The following is an 18636-nucleotide window of genomic DNA, read 5'->3' as shown; positions in this document are numbered from 1 at the left end:
ACAAACGTTCTGCTAGACCTTATCCATACCCGCCGCGGCTTGAAGTGGGGCGTCCCTGCGATGCTCGTTGCCGCCCCATACCTTCTAGCTGCGGCCATCTGTGCGCAAGCCGTCATGGACGGCGGTCCGGGCTGGCTCGACCTCTTCGTGATCCTGTTCACCTGGAACGGCCTCAAGTTTCTATTCTCTGGGCCATCCAGTACAACTTGCCTTATCCGCGCTCGACTACGCGAAAGGAAAGTTCGCAGGGCCAGTCCGCTAGCTCTCCATTGGACCTCTGCACGCTGCCATCGGGTGCGGCGTACGGAGGTCCACATTGATTAGCCCTTGCTTCTCTTAGGATCGTCGCCATAGGAGTTCTTCTCCCCGATGGTGCCATCCATCCGTCGGATATTGTGCTCCACCTTGCGTTCGGCCGCCATCTGACGACCGACCGCTTGTTGCTCGGCCTTGTTGCCTCCAACGTGTGCAGCACGGGTGCTGCCTTCGACTTTGCTTTTCCACTCGCCATTCTCGCGGTAAGTGGAGATGTCTCCCTTGGACAAGGGGACCTCCTTAGGGTTGTAGCGGTAAGCGAAGATCTTCGCTCTGATTGAAGCTTTGTCGTCACCTCTGACATCAGTAAGTTCCGACACACGTTTCCGTTACCGTTCGAATCCACCCCGTGCCTGCGCGCGCTGACTACCGTGATGTCGACGTTGCCCGGCGCGGTCTGTCCAGACTGCCTGTCGTCACGCCAGTCGCCACAGCTGAATCTAGGCTTGTTGGCCGTAGAAATTACGCACGCTCAACGTTCTTCATTTCGGTTCCGCAGCCGCGGTCATTTGTCGGGCAAGTGCGGCGGAGTCGACGAAGGATTTGGAACTTGCGGCGGCAGTGCGGATCAGATCCCATTGCTCATCCGTCGCGTGTTCTCCGATTACGTTCGGGTCGAAAGAACTCCACCAGCAGTGCTCGGGGCGGAGCTGGTCGACGAGTCTACGGACCTCGTGCTTTTGCCGTAGACACGGGTCCGCATCTGACCAGCCCACTTGCGTCGTTTGGGCCAGATCGGCTCTCCAACCTTCCGATAAGCGTTCGGCGGCCAGGGCAGCCACTCTTACTGCTGTCTTCAAGGATTCTTCCGGGGCAAGCGCAGCGAGCTCGGCGTGCGCCGCGGCGCGTACGGCATCCGGCACGTTCCGGTCATCGGCGAGGCGGGCAAGAGTGGTCGTGTGTTGCGCGAGTTTCACCCGCAAGAAGCGACCTTCGACCTTGCCGTCTTGATTCAGGTCGATCAGTGCCTCGGCAGCAGCTTCGCGCACGAGAGAGTCCTCCGTGTCGCCGACGGCAATCTTTTGTAACTCCAGAACGTGTTCCAGCATGCTGCGTGAGTCGCGGCCAGTCACCGCCCGGGCCGCTCGGCTTCGTGCTCGCGTGATTCTGCCGAGTGATGTTTGCGTCGTGTCGCGTTGCGGGAGTGCCGACTCGGCACCCCCGCACGAGTCAGCCTGGAGCCCGGCGATGTGCTCAATTCGGGAGGGGGAGCCGAACCGGGTTTCAGCGTCGCGGCGGGCCGTGTCTTCCGCGTAAATGGTCTTCAGCTCGGCGTAGAGCTCAGCCTGTTCAATCGGAGTGAGTGCCTTCTGCAGCGTGTTTTCATTTTGTATCGCCAACACCGTCGTGAGCTGGTCGGACACGTCAGGGACTATCCAGATAGGAGCGCTTGTGTGACCAAGCCTGCGCAAGGCGGCTAGGCGTCGGTTTCCTGAGATCAACACGTAGGTTGACGTGACGGCGACCGGATGGAGCAGACCGAGCCGACGGATCGACTCGGTGAGGTCATCCAGATCGCCGAGGTCGCGTCGGTATTGGTGGCCGACGACGATCTCGTCGATGGCATGTTCGATGATCAGGTGATTGCGCGACATCACGCTGACCTGACCGGCGCTGCATCGCGCGCACGGCGCACAATGTCATCGTCCTGCAGGAGATCGGCAATGGTATCGCCGAGAAGTACTCGAGCCACAATCCCAATCTGGCTGTCGCGGCGGCGCGTGGCCTTCGTCCCTATCAGGAGTCGCAGCAGGGTCGCCCACCTTGCGTCGCTGTAGCCCAGCCGGTAGGCCATCGCGGTGTCGGCGGCGAGGACGTCCATCGCGGAGTCGTGGGACGACAAGGAGGTGATGCGGTTGCAGATGTACTCGACCGCGACTTCGACCGTGCGGGCCGGCCAGCCGTTGACGACGAAAAACACGCACGCGGAGCGGATGGCACGCTCGGCTGCGTTGATGCCGTCCGTGTCCGAGAACGCGTCTCGCGGACGGATGTCGTAGAGAAACTCTTCATAGTCGCCCGCACGAATCGGTTCGGAGGGAGGTCGCTTCGTTGGGCGGCGGGCTTTATCGGAGGAGGTCATCAGCCGGTCCGCGTGCTCCTCCGCGGCGATTGACAGGCGTACTGCCTGCGTGACGACCGCCCATGGGTCATCCGCCGCGAGTGTCGTTGGCAAGCGAAAGGCAAGAAATGCCGCGTAAGCGGCGTCGGCGGGATCGCGATGCCACCCCTTCGTCACGGGTGCATACTTGCGCATTGTGAACAGCATCAGCTCCCGCGCGACCGGACTCTTGGCCCAAGTATCGGTGGCGGTCAGGTCGGCAAGGACCTCGCGCAGCGTCTCACTGTCGGCGAAATCCGGAAGTTCCTCCGGACGGAACGGGCGTGTATTTGGCACAGCAACTCCTCGGGCGGGCGGGCAGCTAAACCGGTGGATAAACGTGAGGTTGTTCAGGGACGACCTTGCTCGCCGCGTGTGTATCGCAGCGTGTATCGACGCGTCGACCAGTCCCACTATTGATTGCCGAAACGTGTATTCGTGTATTCCACGGCTGGCAGAAAGGTCGAGTGTTCTTGCGTCGCACTAAGAAACGATGTCGCCGCGCGCGCACCTCACCTGGAGGCTCGTTGTGGAGGTTGACATTGCCCCAGATTTGGCCCTTGACAATCACAGATCAGCGTTTCACTGTTGAGGATGTGTACCCCCTTTGGGGGGATTACGTGCGTCGTTTACACCAACGGCTCGGCGGACCGGCGACGGGCAGGTGACGTTGCCGGTACCCGAATCGACGGGTAGAGCGACGGCGCGCTTGCGAGTTCGTGCTCGCTCTGTGCTGCGCCGCTCTTGTCCTCAGGAGGGAGTGCGCACACCGTGGCCGTAACAGAAGCGGTCCCCGCAGTGGCAGCGGCGGCCAAACGGAAGAACCCGCAAAAGACGGTTCGCCCGGTTCGGGCGAGGCGTTCTCGTATCTACCTTGCTGGTGCTGTGACGTTGATTGTCGCTGGCGGCGTCGGGAGTGCATTCATCTACACGATGGCGTCACACACCGAGCAGGTGCTGGTGGCCAGCCACGATCTGCAACGTGGCGAGGTCATCACGGCCACGGATCTCGGCTCGATCGGTGTCGGGCAGGGACAAGCGAACCAGGGCGTGCCTGTCAAGGATTCCGCCGACGTGGTCGGCAACGTGGCAGCGGTCGACCTACCCAAGGGCAGCCTGATCACCGGACGCTCGTTTGCCGGGTCCCTTGCCGTTCCGGAAGGTCAGGCACTGGTGGGACTGTCGCTCAAGGCATCCCAGTTGCCTGCGCGGCCTCTTATCGCAGGTGACAAGGTCGTCATCGTGCCGGTGGCCGCGGCGGGGATCCCGACACCCTCCTCCGCCGACTCCGTGAACGGCGTCGTCTCGGACACTGCCGGTGACACGGCATCAGGAACCACCATCGTCGACGTGTACGTCAGTCAGACGATCGCCGCAGACCTCACCAGTCGTGCCGCCGCAGGCGCCGTCGCGATCTACCTGACGCCCTCTGGAGAATGAGATGACGGTTCTCGCATTTGTCTCCTTCGCCGGTTCTCCTGGCGTGACCACTGCGGCGTTGGCCGTTGCGGTGCACTGGCCACGCCCAGTTATCGTATTCGAGGCGGAGATCGCCAACGCCACCTCGGCCATGGCCGGGTTCTTCCGCTCGAATCTTCGCCCCGACAGCGGCGGCCTCGATAAAGTCGCCGTGGCCTATTCCCGCAATGTTTTGATCTGGCAGGATCTCGTCGACCCGAAACGAGGGCTCGCGATTGCCGTGCACGAATTACCGCGCATCGGCGAGGCACCTATTCCTGCACTTCCGGAGGGACATCGAATGTGGGTGGTGCCGGGCTTCTACCGACTTGGCATCGTCGATGGGGTGCGGGGCATGTGGGCTCGGTTTCCGCACCTGTTCCGGGCGCTCAGTGAATCTGGTTTTGACGTCGTCGTGGATCTTGGCCGTATCGCCTGCGAAGACATCCGTCTGCCGATCCTCGACGGAGCCGATCGGGTAATGGCCTTCGCGGCAAGCACAATGGTCGACCTGAACCGCGTGTATCGCCGCTTGGATCTCCCCGACCTCGCCGGGCGTTTAGAGGGCGTCGGCCGCGCGGAGAAGTACCGGATGGTGCTCATCGAATCTCGCTATGAAGCGATCACCCGTCACGCATTCGTCCAACACATCATGCCCGTCCTCGGCGAGCTGCCCTTCGATCCCGGCGGCGCGGCAGTGTTCTCTCTCGGTAGCGCCGACGGTAAACCGCAAAGAAATCTTTACCGGCAAGCCATCCGCCGACTGGTCAGCACCATCGACGCCCAGGCCGGCAGCGACCTCGACCAAGAAGCAGTGTCATGACAGACGAAACCCGTCCTGACGGCGACATCCAGACAAGGCCGTTCCTCGACGGCCTCAAGATCATCACTCCAGTATCCAAATCGCCAAGGACGCTACAACAAGCAGGACCCGCGCACTTGTTCGCCGCCGCCACAGGCGGTGACTTGCATCTGGCCGAGACGGCGCCTGCGCTACCTGACCGCTCTGATCGGACAACCATGGTGCCGGTCGTTGACCCGGTGTCAGTCGATCCGATTCTCTCGCCCGAACGAATCCGGAACCGCCCCGTGCTCGTCCGTGCGGAAGTCCGCGAGCGGGACGACGCGGGAGACGTCGACTGGCACCTTGTCGACCAGCTCACCAAACAACTCAATCTAATTACTGACCGTGAGCGCAGCAGACAAGACTTCGACGTGGCGATCGCTTCTTCGGGCCCAGAAACCGCATTCGAGGCACGAGTGGATGCCGAGATCCGCCGACTGGTCAATCGTCATGCCGACTATCTTGTCGTCGACAAAGGCCCGGACTACGAGTGGCCGAGCGAGCGGCGTGCACGTCACGTACAGGCGGTATTCGATTCGGTATTTCGATACGGCCGCTTCCAGCAATATCTGCGAGAGCCTGACATCGAAGACATCAGCGTTGTCGGGTTCGACAACGTCATGGTGACGACCTCGGAGGGTCGAAAGCAGCACCGTCGTCCGATTGCATTCGACAATGATGACCTCGAGCGGCAGATCGCAGATCTCACCAGTTGGCGAGGCCGTGCGTTTAGCCGACCTAACGGACATATTGACCTTGACATTGGCGGTGCGCGATTCTCTGCGACCGGCCGGCCGATTACGTCTCTGCCCAACATCACCATGCGAAAGCACAACCACATCGACGTCTCGCTCGACGACATGGTGGAACTTGGAACAATCTCTGCCGAAATGGCGGCTCTGCTGTCGGCGGCGGCGCGAGCCAACCTGTGCGCGTTGGTGTCCGGTTGGGCCAGCGCGGGAAAGACGACGTTCCTGCGGGCATGGATGTCCGCGATCCCCTGGGAGGAGAAGATCGTCACGATCGAGACCGAACACGAGCTCTATCTGGGTAAACAGTCGCAACGTCACGCGCAGGTGCAGGACTTCCAATACCTCCCTTCGATGCTGGCCGGCAGTGATCTCGTGGTGACCTATCGTCTTGAAGACGCCTTCCGCGAGTCGCTGCGTTCTTCGGCTCAGCGCATCCTCTTCGGTGAGATACGTGGGGCGGAGGGACCGATCGCGATCAAGGCTATGCAAGCTGGCAAAGGTTCGATCTCGACGATCCACGCGCGCAACGCCGACGACGCCATCCACCGCCTGGCGGACATTCTGATGAGCGAGCAAAGTCTGAGCGACGATACCGTACCGCTGCGCCAGATCATGCGCAGCATCGACCTGGTTGTGCACCTCGACATGCTGTATAGCGCCGATGGGAGCCGACGCCGCCTGGTCACGGAGATCGCGGAGGTGATCCCGCGACCCAACGAACAGCTACCCATGGCCTCCCTGCTCTACTCCTGGGATTGGGATAGAGGCCTCTACACACAGCCTGAGAAACCAAGCCCGCAGCTGCAGCACGTGTTGCGCCGCGTCGGCCTGGAGCCGGAACGCTTCTGGGCAGGCGCAGAATGATGCCCTTCCTCGCGGTACTTGCCGGCGCCGCCGCTGTCGGTGGAGTCTTGCTGCTCATCGTCGCCATCCAGCCGACACCACCGCATAGGCATGACAGACCGAGCCGAGTGACGCTCTCCAGGCGATGGGCACAAGTGAGTTCGCGCACGAAGCTCCTGTTGGTTGTGGGCGCTGTCCTCGGACTGGTCGCCGCGGCCGTTTCCGGAATTATTGTGCTCGTTGTCGTGATCCCTGTCGCCACGTTCGGGTTGCCGCTGCTATTACGCAAGGCCGACACTCGAGAACGCGACCTGCTGTCCGCACTGGAGACGTGGGCACGGAGCCTGGCCTCCACCGCAGAGACCGGGTCGTTCACTCTCAAAGAGGTCATCGGCACCAGCCGTGGCTCCGCGCCACCCATCATTCGCATTGGGGTCGACCGCATGTACAGCCGGATGAATGGTTCATGGGGCAACGCTGCGGCACTACGGGCATTCGCTGACGAGATGGACAACGCATGGACCGACGAGGTTGTGATCTACCTGATCCAGGCCGCGGAGTTCAACGCCGGTGGCCTCACCCAAGCATTGAGCAGCCTGGCCGACAACCTCGCCGCCCAAATTAAACAACGCATGGTCATCTACAACGAGCGCGACAAACCGCGCCGCACCATGGCCACGATGACGGGCATCATCGCGTTCGTCCTGGCCGGTATCGTGCTGTTCTCCGCGACCCCGCAGCTCGCCGCTTACAGCACTCCTGTCGGCGAGGTAGTCCTGACAATCATCCTCAGTGTGTTCCTGCTCCTGCTCGTCTGGGCGAAGCGACAGGCAAGGACCAGGCCCGAACCTCGCATCGTCATTACTGACGCCATCGGCAGGAAGGGGCAGTCGTGAATCCGCTCGTCATCGCGTTCTTGCCCGGTGCATTCGTTGGTGCTGGGCTTGGTCTCATCCTGCTGAGAACAGCGCCGCGCGTAATCCTGCCCGGTGATGCGCTCGACCGGCTCGGCGAAGTGGGTCCGACATCCGTGGGCAAAGCCACGGCTCGAAAACTATCAGATCGGGTCGGCCAGTGGATGCACGGGCATGCCCCCGACCTTCCTGGTTTCGCAGCACCGATCAGGCAGCTCGATCTGCTGGAGATTCCGGTCAGCAGGTTCTATGCGCAGAAAATTCAGTACGCGGCGCTGGGTTTCTTCGCCCCACTGATGATTCCCATATTCTTCCAGCTCGCCCTCGGGTTCTTTTTTCCGCTCCCGCTCATCGCAGGTCCCGTGCTCGCCGCAGTCATGTGGACAGTTCCCGACAGCAGTGTGCGAACCCGGGCGAGGCAGGCCCAGCGAGAGTTCACCCGGTTCGTCACTGTGTATCTCGAACTTGTCGCAGTGGCACTGCTCGGCAACACCACCGCGGACAGCGCCCTGACCAGCGCCGCGAGCGTCTCCGACTCGTGGGTGTTCCGCCGCATCCGCAGGGAATACCAACTCGCCGACCTCACCCGTACTTCGAAATGGGACGCTCTGGAACGACTCGGCGACACGATCGGCGTGCCGGCGTTGATCGACATGTCTCGCATGATGCGCATGGCCGAAGCGCGCGTCGGTGTGCGGAACCAACTCCGGGCAGCATGCGACAAACTGCGTGCCCAACTCGCCGCCGACGACACAGCCATGGCCGAACGGGTCACCTCCCGGATGGATATCCCCGTCATGCTCACGCTCGCCCCGATCCTTGCGATCGTCATCACACCGACGCTTCTGCAACTGGTCACTCTCTAACCACGAAAGGAGAACGAAGGTGAACGTATTTATCGCTGCGTTGCTGCGCGGGTATGCGCGTGCCGACGCAGGGCTCCGCGAGCGTTTTCAGAGGCTCCGCGAGGACCCCGAATCCGGCATCGAACAGTCGACCTGGACGGCGATCATAGCCGTCGGCGGTGCCGTACTCGCTCTCGCCATCCTGGGCCTGATCACCGCCTGGGCGACCGGCTACATCGGAAAACTGCCCGGGTAGAAACAGCCCTGGTGTCAAGATGATCAACCTCAATCCGCGCGGCGCCCTCGGACAGCTCAGCCGAGAAGACGGCATCGCGACAAGCGCCATCGTCCTCCCTGGAACGGTGCTTCTGGTCGTTGTCGCGCTCCAGGCGGCGCTCTGGTTCCTCGGCTCAAACGTCGCACAAAACGCCGCCGTTCAGGCGTACCGAGACGCCCGCGGCTACCAATCCAGCACCAACGCTGGGACAGCTTCCGCCAGCCGCGTGCTCACAGAGATAGACGGCTACCTGACCTATCCCAAGGTCCAGGTCGAACGGACGGCCACAACCGTCACCGTCACCGTCACCGGCGAATCGCTCTCTCTCATCCCCGGCCTGCCCATGCCACCGGTGAAGCGAACCATGACCGGTCCGGTCGAACGATGGGTGCCAGCACCATGACGCGGATGAAACGGCTCCTGAATGACGACCGCGGGGAACTCGAAGACATCCCGGGCCTGGCGATCCTCCTCGTCGGGATCATCTGCCCGCTCCTCGCTGTCGTGCTGTTTATGGGGCGATTTGGCCTCGCCGCCAACAGTGTGCAAAGCGCAGCCGCTGCTGCAGCCCGCGACGCATCCCTGTCCCGTTCTTCCACGGAAGCGATCCCGCACGCTCGAACGGCAGCGGAGATCGCGCTCGAGGGAAACGTCGACTGCGTCCCCCTCGATGTCACGATTGGCGGAAACGGCCTCACTACACGGCTCGGCGAAACCGGAACCGTCAGTGCCACCGTCACCTGCACCATGAGCAACTCTGATCTGGCGTTCCCCCTGATTCCCGGCACAACCACAGTCATCAGGACCGCAATCAGCCCAGTCGACCCATATCGGCAGCGGTGAACCGATGAAATACACTCCCCTCGTCGTCATCCTCGCGGTCGCAATGATTCTCATCGCAGGCATCGTCGTCGACGGCGACGGGAAGACACAAACCGTGCAACAATCGCTCACCATCGCCGAGGGGGCAGCCAGGGCAGGCACTAACGCTGCCACCGGAGAGGCGATCAACGGTGACGTATTCACCCTCAACCAAGCTGCCGCTGTCGCCGCGGCCAAGAATTACATCGCCGCATCAGGAGCCACAGGTGAAGTACACGTTGAGGGCGACCAGGTCGTCGTCACTATCCGCCTCACCTACATTCCGAAGGTGCTTGGCGACTTCGGCTTTGCCCCGATCCCCGTCCAAGCAAGTGCCTCCGCCAAACTCGTCGACCGCAACTGACATCTGTGAAGGAAAGGTGTTATGACCACACCCCGAAGGTTCGTTCCGATTACCGCGGCGGTGCTCGGCGTGCTCACCATCCTCACTGGATGCACCAGTCCAAACACGATCACTCAAACCACCGCATCACCCACGCAGAGTCCCGCGCCGACTGCCTCGCTGACCGCCCCGAAATCCCGCGACGAGGCATGGCTGGAAGCTACCCGAACGATCGTGGATTTCGTCGACGTGCAATACGCGATTCAGGCCGATACCGGTGCCAACCCTGAGCGCATTGAACCCTATGCGACCGGCTCTGCGCTGAAGCACGTGAAAGACGTCGCAGCCGGCCTTGCCGAAAAACACATCACGACAACCGGCCACCCGAAATGGTCCCCGAACGCATCCGCCTCGACGTTCGGAGACCTCAACCCGCAGGGAGGGGCGACGATCCCGAATGGAATCGTCTACGTCCGCGGGTGCTTTGACGTCTCCGATCAAGTCCCGACATATGCAGGCGGATCGCCAGCGCCCGTCTCGAGTCAGCGGATCTATCCCGTCCAGTTCAACGTCCTCTACCTGTCCACCGACAGGACGTGGAAAGTCGATTCGCTCCAGAACATCGTCGGCGAGCAAGGAGCGCCCGCATGCTGATTCACCGACATTGGACGATACTGCTTGCGTTGTGTGTCTGCGTGGGTGGCCTGGCTCTCGCGAGTCCGGCGATAGCTGGCTCGGGCGGCGGCGGATGCAATGCGGACCCTTTCAGCCCCACGTGTGACGTCTCCGTCGATCAGCCAGGGTCGCAACACGCGCCGGCCCCCAATCCTTCGAGCGAAAACCGATCTCCAGCGAGTTTTACGCCTAGCCCCCAGACGTGCTCGTACGAGCGCACAACAGTGCCGTGCTTCGCGCCCGAGGGGTCGTGGAGCAATAACAGCACCTGCCAGGGTTATGTGTCGTTGCAAGCAACGCAGGGCCCACCGCCTCCCGGGCGTGAGGCAGCGGTGGGTGCGTGGTATCGGTGCGCGACTTACTGCCCGCCGCCACAGTTTCGCGACTGCTCTGGCGCGACGTTTTGGTCGGATACGCCGCCAGCCGGCATTGACCGGTACACGCCGGCGCAGGCTGCAGCGCTCCTGGTACGCACGTTCCAGTTGCGCGGCATCGATATCGGCATGGCGCCGGGGGAGAGCGTGCACATGGATGATCCCGCAGGCACTGTGGCCTACCGTCGCACCTGGGTGGGAATTCCGGTCTGGCTTTGGGTTGACAATCCGCGGCCGCTGAACTTCGGTCCTTACACGGAAACGGCGACTCTAGGAGGAGTCACCGTGCGCGCCACCGCGCAAGTTGCGTCAGTGACGTGGAGCAGCGGCGACGGCCAAAGCGTCACCTGCGGGACCGGAACCGTCTTCAACCTCGGCGCGATGCACGACCAGCTTGCCATGGACTCCCCAACTTGCGGGTACCGGTACCGGCACACATCCGGTCCGGGAGAATTCACTGTCACCGCGACAAGTCACTGGAGTGTGCGCTGGGCCGGCGGCGGCACCGACGGCACGATCGCCGTGCGTGACACTTTCAGTTCCGCACTCGTCCACGTCGGCGAGCTGCAATCTGTGAACACGGACTTGGCCAACAGCCTTGGATAGAAAGACTCAGCTGATGCGAAGATACCTCGCCGGGCTAGGATCCTTTCTCGCTCTCGTGGCGATACTTGTGGGAGTTCCGGCTGTGCTGGTCGCGGCAGTCGGGAACCCGTTACCGAGCCTCGAACAGCTCAACGACATCGTCACGCTCACACCCGACTATGGCAATGTCATTCTCGCTTCTAAGGTCCTGCCGCTGATCGCTTGGATTGCTTGGGCCTTCTTCGCGGTTCCTATGTTGATTGAGGTCGTTGCGTCGATCAGCGGTCGAACGACAAAGGAACTACCACCTGCGTTCCGGATTCAGCAGTACGTCGCCGCCACGCTGATTGCCGCGGTGCTTTTCATGATTACCGGAGTCGGCTCATTCGCCGGAACCGCATCACCAGCGTGGGCCGCACCCATACTTGCAGATGCGTCTGGCGGCTTATCGGGACTATCGCCCGGATCAGCAGCCACCCCGACGCCTGCCGTCGAAGCACAGGCGACGCCAGCTGAGGCGACACCGGAGCCTGACGAGCAACCCGCGGCGGCGATTACGGTGACCTACCAGGTGGTGCCGGGGGACACTCTCTGGGATATCGCGGAGCAGTATTACGGTGACGGCACACGCTACGTCGACATCTACCATGCCTCAACCGTCACAGTGCAGCCCGACGGTGCGCGACTGACTGATCCCAATCTGATCCGTCCCGGATGGGTGCTGACCGTGCCCCGTGTCGCTTCTCCAACCGCACCGACGCCGACGCCGACGCCGACCGAGCCTCACTCCATTACCTCCACTGGATCAGTACCGGACCCGGTACAACCGATGACCGACAGTCCCGCCGCCGCCAACGAATCGAGTTCGCCCCTTCCGACCGCGCCGAGCGAGGAGCCTGCTGACCACGGCATGGAGTTATTCGTTCCGTTGATGACTGGAGGCGGTATCGCCGGGGTGCTGGCGGGCGGAATCCTGATCGAGTTGGGCCGCCGCAGGCTGCGCCAGCGTCGTAACCGCGCTCCTGGTTCGCGCATCGCCATGCCGCAGCGGGACGCTAGCGAGCTTGAACTGGAGCTAAGGATGATCGAGGACGCTTCGCGTGCAGAGCACGTCGACACGGCCCTGCGTGCCCTGCAGATTTGGACTGTAGACACCGGAAGTGTCCTCCCGGATTTGTTCGCAGTTCGACTGGACGAGGACGAAATCCAGTTGTATTTCGGAGCACCAACGAGCCTTCCGGAGCCGTTCGCTCTATCCAATGACGACCAGACAGTCTGGACGATCAGCACCAGTAAGGTGGTTGCTCCCATCCGAGAGACGATCGCGCCATACCCGGCTCTAACAACGATCGGCGTAGACGATAACGACGGCGTCCTTTTGCTGAATTTGGAGCACCTCAGTTTGTTGAGCATTGTCGGTGACAAGGCCCTATGCGGCGGATTCCTTAAGGCGATCGCGGCAGAGCTCGCCAGCAGTCCGTGGGCCGAGGAGATCCAAATCACGATCATCGGGATGCCAGCCGAACTGGGGCGAAGCATTAGCGCGACTCGGGTGCAACATGGCGACAACGTCGATTCGGTGTTGCGCAACCTTCGTCACGACCTCGATGATCGCCGGTCCGTGTTCGCGAGCCTTGGCGCGCACGGCACACGACAGAGCAGGGCAGCAGGCGCCGACACGGAGTCGTGGGCACCACATGTAGTAATCGTTGGGGAATCCATCGAGCCGAGCGCAATGCGCGCATTCGGGGAGTTGGTCACAGATAACCCGGACTTGGGACTCGTGGTCGTTACCAATGGGCCAGCGGAAAGCGATTGTGCAACGGTGAGTATCCGCACTGAGTCGCAAGCCGAACTTCGGCTTCCCGGCGGGACTATGCCCGCCCTTCCGTTTAAGCCACAAATACTGCAGCGGCGTGAACTTGAGCTTCTTCAGCAGCTCGTCGACACTACGACGCGAGCCTCGAAGGTGCCCGCGAGTGCCGCGCGGCTAGACGATGCCGGCACAGTGGACTCTGTCGAGGCTGACCCATCGGACAACGGCCGCTCCGTTGGACAACCAGCCCCAGAAATCGTTGCCAACGATGAGATCCAGCGTGTATTGGACGAACCCGAGCGTGTGCTGGACGAACCAGCTTGGTCAGGCTGGCGGGCTCCATATTTGAGACTGCTCGGTCCCGTAGACATGCTCAACGTCGAAGACGAGGCCGCGATGCCTGGACGCGGCGCCGAGTTGATCGCCTACTTGAACTTGAACAAAGCTGTTGATGGACGGCAACTCCAGCATGCCTTCTGGCCCGACACCATCGATGCCGGCAACAACCAACGCCAGTTGGCCAAGAAAGTTCGCGTCGCTCTCGGTCACACCCCGGAGGGGCAACCGTTGTTGCCCGAGAATACCGACCGCCACGGTTACAGTCTTCATCACGCGGTTCGCTCCGATTGGGACGACTTCCGTGCACACACAGGGAACAACCCTGCCGCTGCCGAAACCGAAGACCTTGTCGCAGCACTGCGCCTCGTCCGAGGTCAACCATTCGCGAACTGCAACACCCGCCGCTGGTGGCACTGGATATCCATCCCCGAAGAGGAGATGATCGCAGCAGTACTGGACACAGCCGAGGAGCTGGCCGAACGGGCACTCACCTTGCGCGACCACTCCACGGCACGATCTGCTGCCCGGGTCGCTCAGAACGTCGATCCGCTGAACGAAGCCGGATGGCGAATCGAGCTTCGCATCGCCCTCCAAACCGGAGATCGCGAAGGCTTCGAGCAGATCCTCGACGATCTCTATGCACGGGTCGGCGGCACCGATCCTGGATACGATCTCGACGAAGCCACTCAACAGCTGGTGGATCGCTTCACCAGCGCGAAAGCCACAACGAAATGAGCGACGTCGCGGCTGTCAAGGGGGCACGGCAGCAACGGCACCTCTCCACGTTGGCGATGGCTGGGATAGCAGCAGCAGCGAGTTGCACACTCGCACTCGCTGCATGGTCCATCCTCACCACTGACACCTACGCCTGGATACTCGGAGGGCTGGTCGCCCTTGCCGGGATTCCGGTTGCCATGGTCGATGTGCAGACGCACAAACTCCCGAACCGGTACGTCGCTCCCATCGCGGCAGTGGGATTGATCCAAGCAGCAGCGATCGCATTCGCGTCGACCGACCTTATGCGTCTGATCGTTCCGATGACGTGCGGTGTGGTCGTCTTCTCCGCTTACGCGGCCATGGGTATGGCCGGGTGGTTCGGGTTCGGCGACGCTAAATTCGCATCGGCGCTTACGATCACCGTTGCGATCGGGTCGGGCTATGCATCCGTATTCGTCGTCGCCGTTGCTGTGCTCATCGGTAGCGTGCAGCGTGTGCTCCGCGTGGTGGTCGGTCATCAGAATCCAGTCCAGGCTCATGGTCCAGCACTGATCACCGCCGCGTTGATTATTCTTGTCGCCACACTGACAACTACACGCTAAACGCAGAGACCAAATCCGGCGCAGAAGCTGGCAGTTGCGGGGCGGAACGCGGTCTGGCTGGCAATCGTAGAGAGCAGAGGCAGCCGTGTAGGGGCTAGCGTCGCGGTGTCGTCGCTCCGGCTCTTGTCCACCGGATGCCGGCTGTGGCGGCGATGGTTGCCAGCAGCATCCAGGCGGCTGCGTAGCCGAATCCTGCGGCGGCTCCGATGGTCGTGTAGAGGATGCCTGCTACGACGGTGGCGACGAGGTCGCCGCCGGCTTGGACGAGACCGAGCATTCCGAATCCGGTGCCGCGAAGGTTTTCCGGCAGCGCGTGTGCAATGAGGGTGGACTCGGCCGTTTCCGCGAATCCGATTCCGCAGCCGGCGAGGGCAAACAAAATCAGCAGCGATCCCCAGGATGTCGGGCCGGCCGCGAAGCCGGCGTAGGCAAGGACATACAATCCGGCACCAGCCGCGAGCACGACCCGGGGGCCGAACCGATCAATGGCGGCGCCACCGGTGAACGCCATGATGGCCGCGACGGCGTTGTGGGCGGCGTAGATCAGCACGGTGATAGCCACCGCGGCTACCGCAGCATAGCCGGCGGTTTCCAGGAGTTGGGTGGAGCGCAGAATCAGCAACGTCGTCGCGAGGTTTCCGGCCTCGAATAGGGCGACGGGGATCATCACCCGCAACAGGCCGGTGCCGCGCAGGTTTCGGTAATGGGCAATCAGGCGCGTGCGCATCTTCTGACCGGTGTTCTTGGCATTCTTCTTGGCCTGCCGGGTCGCGACGGTGATCGCGGCGGCGGCCAACAACCCGGGAATCGCGGCGAACCAGATGGCCGGACGGATGCCCACGAGGGAGACCAGAAGAGCGGCCAGCAGTGGGCCGACTACGGCACCGAGGTTATCGCCGGCCCGTTCGATGCCGAACGCTTTGCCGTATGCGTGGCGAGGGGTCAAGGAGGTGAGGAGGCTGTCGCGGGCGGGGGAGCGCAGGCCGCGTGCTGCCCAGGCGATTCCGCGCAGGACGCCGACTTGCCACACGGCGGTTGCCAGCCCGATCGCGCCGGTGGCGACCGCGGTTCCGACGTAACCTCCGCTGGCTACGCGGCCGCGTGTTTTCGGGTCGTCGGCGAGCGGACCGCCGACCAGTTTGGCAATGCCGACGAACGCGTCGCTGATCCCTTCAATCAAGCCGAGGGCCGCGGCGGAACTGTGCAGCACGCTGGTGATCAGTCCTGGGAGTAGGGCGGTGGCGATTTCGTGACCGGAGTCGGAGAAGAAACTGGTCAGGCCGATGCTGCCGACACCGAGGGTGAACCAGCGCCCGGTCGGCCCCGGTTCCGCGGTCGCCGCTGATTCTTCGGTTGCCTCGGGGCCGGGCGCGGGTTTTTGGTCGACCGCTATCACCGTCCAGACGCCGTCGGTGCGGGCCAGGTGATTCCAGCATCCCGTGGGTTCTTCCAGGTTGGTTCTGTTCGGGTCGATGGAGGCGATCAACGGGCGGATCACGGCGTCGTGGGTGACGACGACGACCGGTCCGGACTGGCCGGCGCATGCTGCGGCATCCAGAACGGCGTCAAGTGCCGGACGGACACGCGCCAGAACCGCGGAGAGTGCTTCCACCCCGGGAGCATCGTCAACGCTGCCCCATTCCGCAACCACGTCGGCCTTGACTTCCCCCGTCCTCGGCCCGTAATCCCGGTCGTTGAAGCGGCCATCCGCCGAGCAGGGTGCCCCAGCGGCCTCCGCAATGAGCTCGGCGGTGCGGACTGCTCGTTGCAGTGGGCTCGAGAGCACCATGGAGGGGCGTTTTCCGGCCAGGACGGCGGCGAGGTTTCGGGCTTCGGCAAGGCCGGTTTCGTCCAGCGGCGGGTCGGCGAGCCCCCTCAGCCGTCCTTCCGCGTTGAGCGTGGTTTGTCCGTGCCGGATGAGGTACAGGTGCTGGGTTGGCGTGGTCATACCCCTTTGGGCTGCTTGATCCGGCGAAAGGCCGCAGCGATGATCTTCTCGGCTTCGGCAGCGTCGGCCCAGCCGTCGATGGTGACGAATTTGCCCGGTTCGAGGTCTTTGTAATGACGGAAAAAGTGCTCGATCACCGCGCGGGTGTGGGCGGGCACGTCGTCGATGTCGCGGATCGCCGACCAGCGGGGGTCGGTATCGGGAACGGAGATGATCTTCGCGTCCGGTCCGCCTTCGTCCGCCATCTGGAACACTCCTACCGCCCGTGCTTTCACGTCCACCCCGGGATAGACATGCTCGTCGAGGAGCACTAGGGCGTCCAGCGGGTCGCCGTCCTCGCCGAGGGTGTCGGCGATGAACCCATAGTCCGCCGGGTAAACCATCGCGGTGAACAAGTGGCGATCCAGCCGGATGCGACCGGTTTCATGGTCGACCTCGTATTTGTTGCGGCTGCCGCCGGGTATCTCGATCGTTACATCGAAGGAGTTCACGTGTGGGGTCCTTTCAGGTGGTGCGCGTTGTTGTGGTGGGGGGAGTGTGCATTTTAGGCGAGGCCGTAAGGCAACTCCGGGTGGTTTCTGGCGATCTCGAGCAGGCGGTTGTATTTGCCGACGCGTTCGCCTCTGGCAGGGGCGCCGGATTTGATTTGGCCGACGCCGGTGCCCACGGCGAGATCGGCGATGAACGTGTCGAGGGTTTCCCCGGATCGGTGGGAGATCATGCAGGCCATGTTGTGTTCGCGGGCGACGTGGATGGCCTCAAAGGTCTGGGTGAGGGTGCCGATCTGGTTTGGTTTGACGAGGACTGCGTTGGAGAGCCGGCGGCGGGCTCCGTCCGCGATCCTGGCCGGGTCGGTGACGTAGAGGTCGTCGCCGACCAGTTGGATGCGGGAGGCGAGTCGGCCGTCCTGGGAGATCCAGCCAGTCGCGTCGTCCTCGGCGAAGCCGTCTTCGATGCTCCGGATCGGGAACGTGTCGACCATGCGGAGGTAATACTCGAGCAGTTGACCGTCGCTGAGGTCCTCGCCAGCAACCCGGTAGCCGTTGTCGGTGTGAAATCCGTTCGCGGCCGGGTCGAGGGCGACAGCCACCTCGCCCATTCCTGGCGTGTAGCCGGCGTCGGTGATCGCCTCGACCACGAGGCCGAGGGCTTCTTCCGGCCGGGCCATTCGCGGCGCGAATCCACCCTCGTCGCCCAGCCCGGTTTCCTTAAATTGTCTCCGGATGCGCTTGGCCAGCGCATGGTACGTCTCGGCGCCGCATCGCACAGCGGCTTCGAACGAGTCGGCACCGACGGGGGCGATCATGAACTCTTGGAAGTCGAGTTCGTTGGCGGCGTGGGCACCGCCGTTCAACACGTTGAAGTGCGGCACCGGCAGCCGTTCCGTGCTGCCGGTCGCAAACGCGATCCACGAATGTAGCGGCAACTGGGCGGCTGACGCGAAGCCGCGGCACGCCGCCATCGACAGCGCGACGAGGGTGTTCCCGCCCACGCGGGAGGCGTTGGCGGTGCCATCGAGTTCGCGCATCGCGTAGTCGAGCTCGGCGAGGCTGTGCCAGGGGTGTGCCGTGAGGAGGTCGGCAAGCTCGCCCTCGGCCATCGCCACGGCAGCATCAACGCCGCGCCCGGAGTATGCGGGTGCGCCGTCGCGCAACTCGACGGCCTCGTGCGCGCCGGTCGAGGCACCCGCGGGCGCCGCGGCCCTGACCAGTGCACCGTCGGCCAGTCGCAATTCCACCTCAATGGTGGGATAGCCGCGGGAGTCGAGGATCTGATGCGCCGAGACGGCTTCGATGTGCAGACTGGGTTGGGGCATGGCGGCTACCTTCGCGTTGGAAAGGTAGGAACCATTAGCGTGCGGTGCTGTTCCAGCCAGAAGCTGCGGCGGGATCCATCGCCACCAGCAGACTATCCCTCATCCCAGCCTGCGCGATAGTAGCGATGCCGAAAGTTTCGATGCCACAGTGAGGCTTCGGGGTTAGTCTGTACTTGTTCGCGCGATGAAGCTCGCGATTGCCACATCAGGC

General features: G+C 62.9%; 19 protein-coding genes. 13 read left to right on the top strand and 6 right to left on the bottom strand.

Annotated elements, in window-relative coordinates; genetic code table 11:
• Nucleotides 1-320: 320 nt before the first annotated feature.
• From ABFX56_RS02060 to ABFX56_RS02050, 3 genes are all read right to left on the bottom strand, one after another.
• Nucleotides 321-545, bottom strand: a complete 225-nt coding sequence (locus ABFX56_RS02060; RefSeq protein ID WP_346231615.1) for a DUF2188 domain-containing protein — start codon at nt 543-545, stop codon at nt 321-323.
• Nucleotides 546-797: 252 nt separating this feature from the next.
• Entirely contained in the window at nt 798-1910 is a 1113-nt protein-coding gene (locus tag ABFX56_RS02055; RefSeq protein WP_346231614.1) for a ParB/RepB/Spo0J family partition protein, read from the bottom strand.
• Nucleotides 1910-2713, bottom strand: a complete 804-nt coding sequence (locus ABFX56_RS02050) for a hypothetical protein (protein ID WP_346231613.1) — start codon at nt 2711-2713, stop codon at nt 1910-1912. Before ABFX56_RS02050 ends, ABFX56_RS02055 begins: the two co-directional genes overlap by 1 nt.
• 588 nt (nt 2714-3301) lie before the next feature.
• Here ABFX56_RS02050 and ABFX56_RS02045 point away from each other — a divergent pair.
• From ABFX56_RS02045 to ABFX56_RS01985, 13 genes are all read left to right on the top strand, one after another.
• Nucleotides 3302-3856 (top strand): SAF domain-containing protein, encoded by a 555-nt coding sequence (locus ABFX56_RS02045; protein ID WP_346231612.1) that lies wholly within the window; start codon nt 3302-3304, stop codon nt 3854-3856.
• Between the two features lies 1 nt (nt 3857).
• The gene (locus ABFX56_RS02040; protein ID WP_346231611.1) at nt 3858-4697 is read left to right on the top strand and encodes a hypothetical protein; all 840 of its coding nucleotides are present in this window, start codon (nt 3858-3860) and stop codon (nt 4695-4697) included.
• Nucleotides 4694-6334 (top strand): ATPase, T2SS/T4P/T4SS family, encoded by a 1641-nt coding sequence (locus tag ABFX56_RS02035; RefSeq protein ID WP_346231610.1) that lies wholly within the window; start codon nt 4694-4696, stop codon nt 6332-6334. Before ABFX56_RS02040 ends, ABFX56_RS02035 begins: the two co-directional genes overlap by 4 nt.
• Nucleotides 6331-7209: a type II secretion system F family protein gene (locus ABFX56_RS02030; protein WP_346231609.1), complete on the top strand. Its 879-nt coding sequence runs from the start codon at nt 6331-6333 to the stop codon at nt 7207-7209. Before ABFX56_RS02035 ends, ABFX56_RS02030 begins: the two co-directional genes overlap by 4 nt.
• Nucleotides 7206-8093 carry a hypothetical protein gene (locus ABFX56_RS02025; protein WP_346231608.1) on the top strand — a complete coding sequence of 296 codons (888 nt, stop codon included), beginning with the start codon at nt 7206-7208 and terminating at the stop codon, nt 8091-8093. The genes ABFX56_RS02030 and ABFX56_RS02025 overlap by 4 nt, the downstream gene beginning before the upstream one ends.
• Before the next feature lie 19 nt (nt 8094-8112).
• Nucleotides 8113-8328, top strand: a complete 216-nt coding sequence (locus ABFX56_RS02020) for a hypothetical protein (RefSeq protein WP_346231607.1) — start codon at nt 8113-8115, stop codon at nt 8326-8328.
• Between the two features lie 19 nt (nt 8329-8347).
• Nucleotides 8348-8752 (top strand): hypothetical protein, encoded by a 405-nt coding sequence (locus ABFX56_RS02015; RefSeq protein ID WP_346231606.1) that lies wholly within the window; start codon nt 8348-8350, stop codon nt 8750-8752.
• Between the two features lie 5 nt (nt 8753-8757).
• Nucleotides 8758-9192 carry a hypothetical protein gene (locus ABFX56_RS02010; RefSeq protein ID WP_346231605.1) on the top strand — a complete coding sequence of 145 codons (435 nt, stop codon included), beginning with the start codon at nt 8758-8760 and terminating at the stop codon, nt 9190-9192.
• Between the two features lie 4 nt (nt 9193-9196).
• Complete coding sequence (locus tag ABFX56_RS02005) at nt 9197-9574, top strand: hypothetical protein (RefSeq protein ID WP_346231604.1); 378 nt, start codon at nt 9197-9199, stop codon at nt 9572-9574.
• Nucleotides 9575-9643: 69 nt separating this feature from the next.
• A complete protein-coding gene (locus tag ABFX56_RS02000; RefSeq protein ID WP_346231603.1) occupies nt 9644-10207 on the top strand; it encodes a hypothetical protein in 564 nt (187 codons plus the stop codon).
• A gap of 548 nt (nt 10208-10755) precedes the next feature.
• Nucleotides 10756-11208, top strand: coding sequence for a hypothetical protein (locus ABFX56_RS01995; protein WP_346231602.1), 453 nt, complete (start codon nt 10756-10758; stop codon nt 11206-11208).
• 55 nt (nt 11209-11263) lie between these two features.
• Complete coding sequence (locus ABFX56_RS01990; protein ID WP_346231601.1) at nt 11264-14077, top strand: AfsR/SARP family transcriptional regulator; 2814 nt, start codon at nt 11264-11266, stop codon at nt 14075-14077.
• Nucleotides 14074-14661 (top strand): prepilin peptidase, encoded by a 588-nt coding sequence (locus ABFX56_RS01985; protein ID WP_346231600.1) that lies wholly within the window; start codon nt 14074-14076, stop codon nt 14659-14661. Before ABFX56_RS01990 ends, ABFX56_RS01985 begins: the two co-directional genes overlap by 4 nt.
• 94 nt (nt 14662-14755) lie before the next feature.
• Here the strand turns inward: ABFX56_RS01985 and ABFX56_RS01980 are convergent, their stop codons facing one another.
• From ABFX56_RS01980 to eno, 3 genes are read right to left on the bottom strand one after another with little or no spacing between them, the layout of a single operon-like run.
• Entirely contained in the window at nt 14756-16609 is a 1854-nt protein-coding gene (locus ABFX56_RS01980; RefSeq protein WP_346231599.1) for an MFS transporter, read from the bottom strand.
• Nucleotides 16606-17100 carry an inorganic diphosphatase gene (locus ABFX56_RS01975; RefSeq protein WP_346231598.1) on the bottom strand — a complete coding sequence of 165 codons (495 nt, stop codon included), beginning with the start codon at nt 17098-17100 and terminating at the stop codon, nt 16606-16608. The genes ABFX56_RS01980 and ABFX56_RS01975 overlap by 4 nt, the downstream gene beginning before the upstream one ends.
• Nucleotides 17101-17153: 53 nt before the next feature.
• On the bottom strand, nt 17154-18425 hold the full coding sequence (gene eno / locus ABFX56_RS01970) for a phosphopyruvate hydratase (protein WP_346231597.1): 1272 nt from the start codon (nt 18423-18425) through the stop codon (nt 17154-17156).
• Nucleotides 18426-18636 lie beyond the last annotated feature (211 nt).

Source organism: Parafrigoribacterium mesophilum (genome assembly GCF_039652555.1).
Lineage (GTDB): Bacteria > Actinomycetota > Actinomycetes > Actinomycetales > Microbacteriaceae > Parafrigoribacterium > Parafrigoribacterium mesophilum.
The sequence above is the reverse complement of the archived record's forward strand: the minus strand, read 5'-3'. Positions and strand labels throughout refer to the sequence as shown.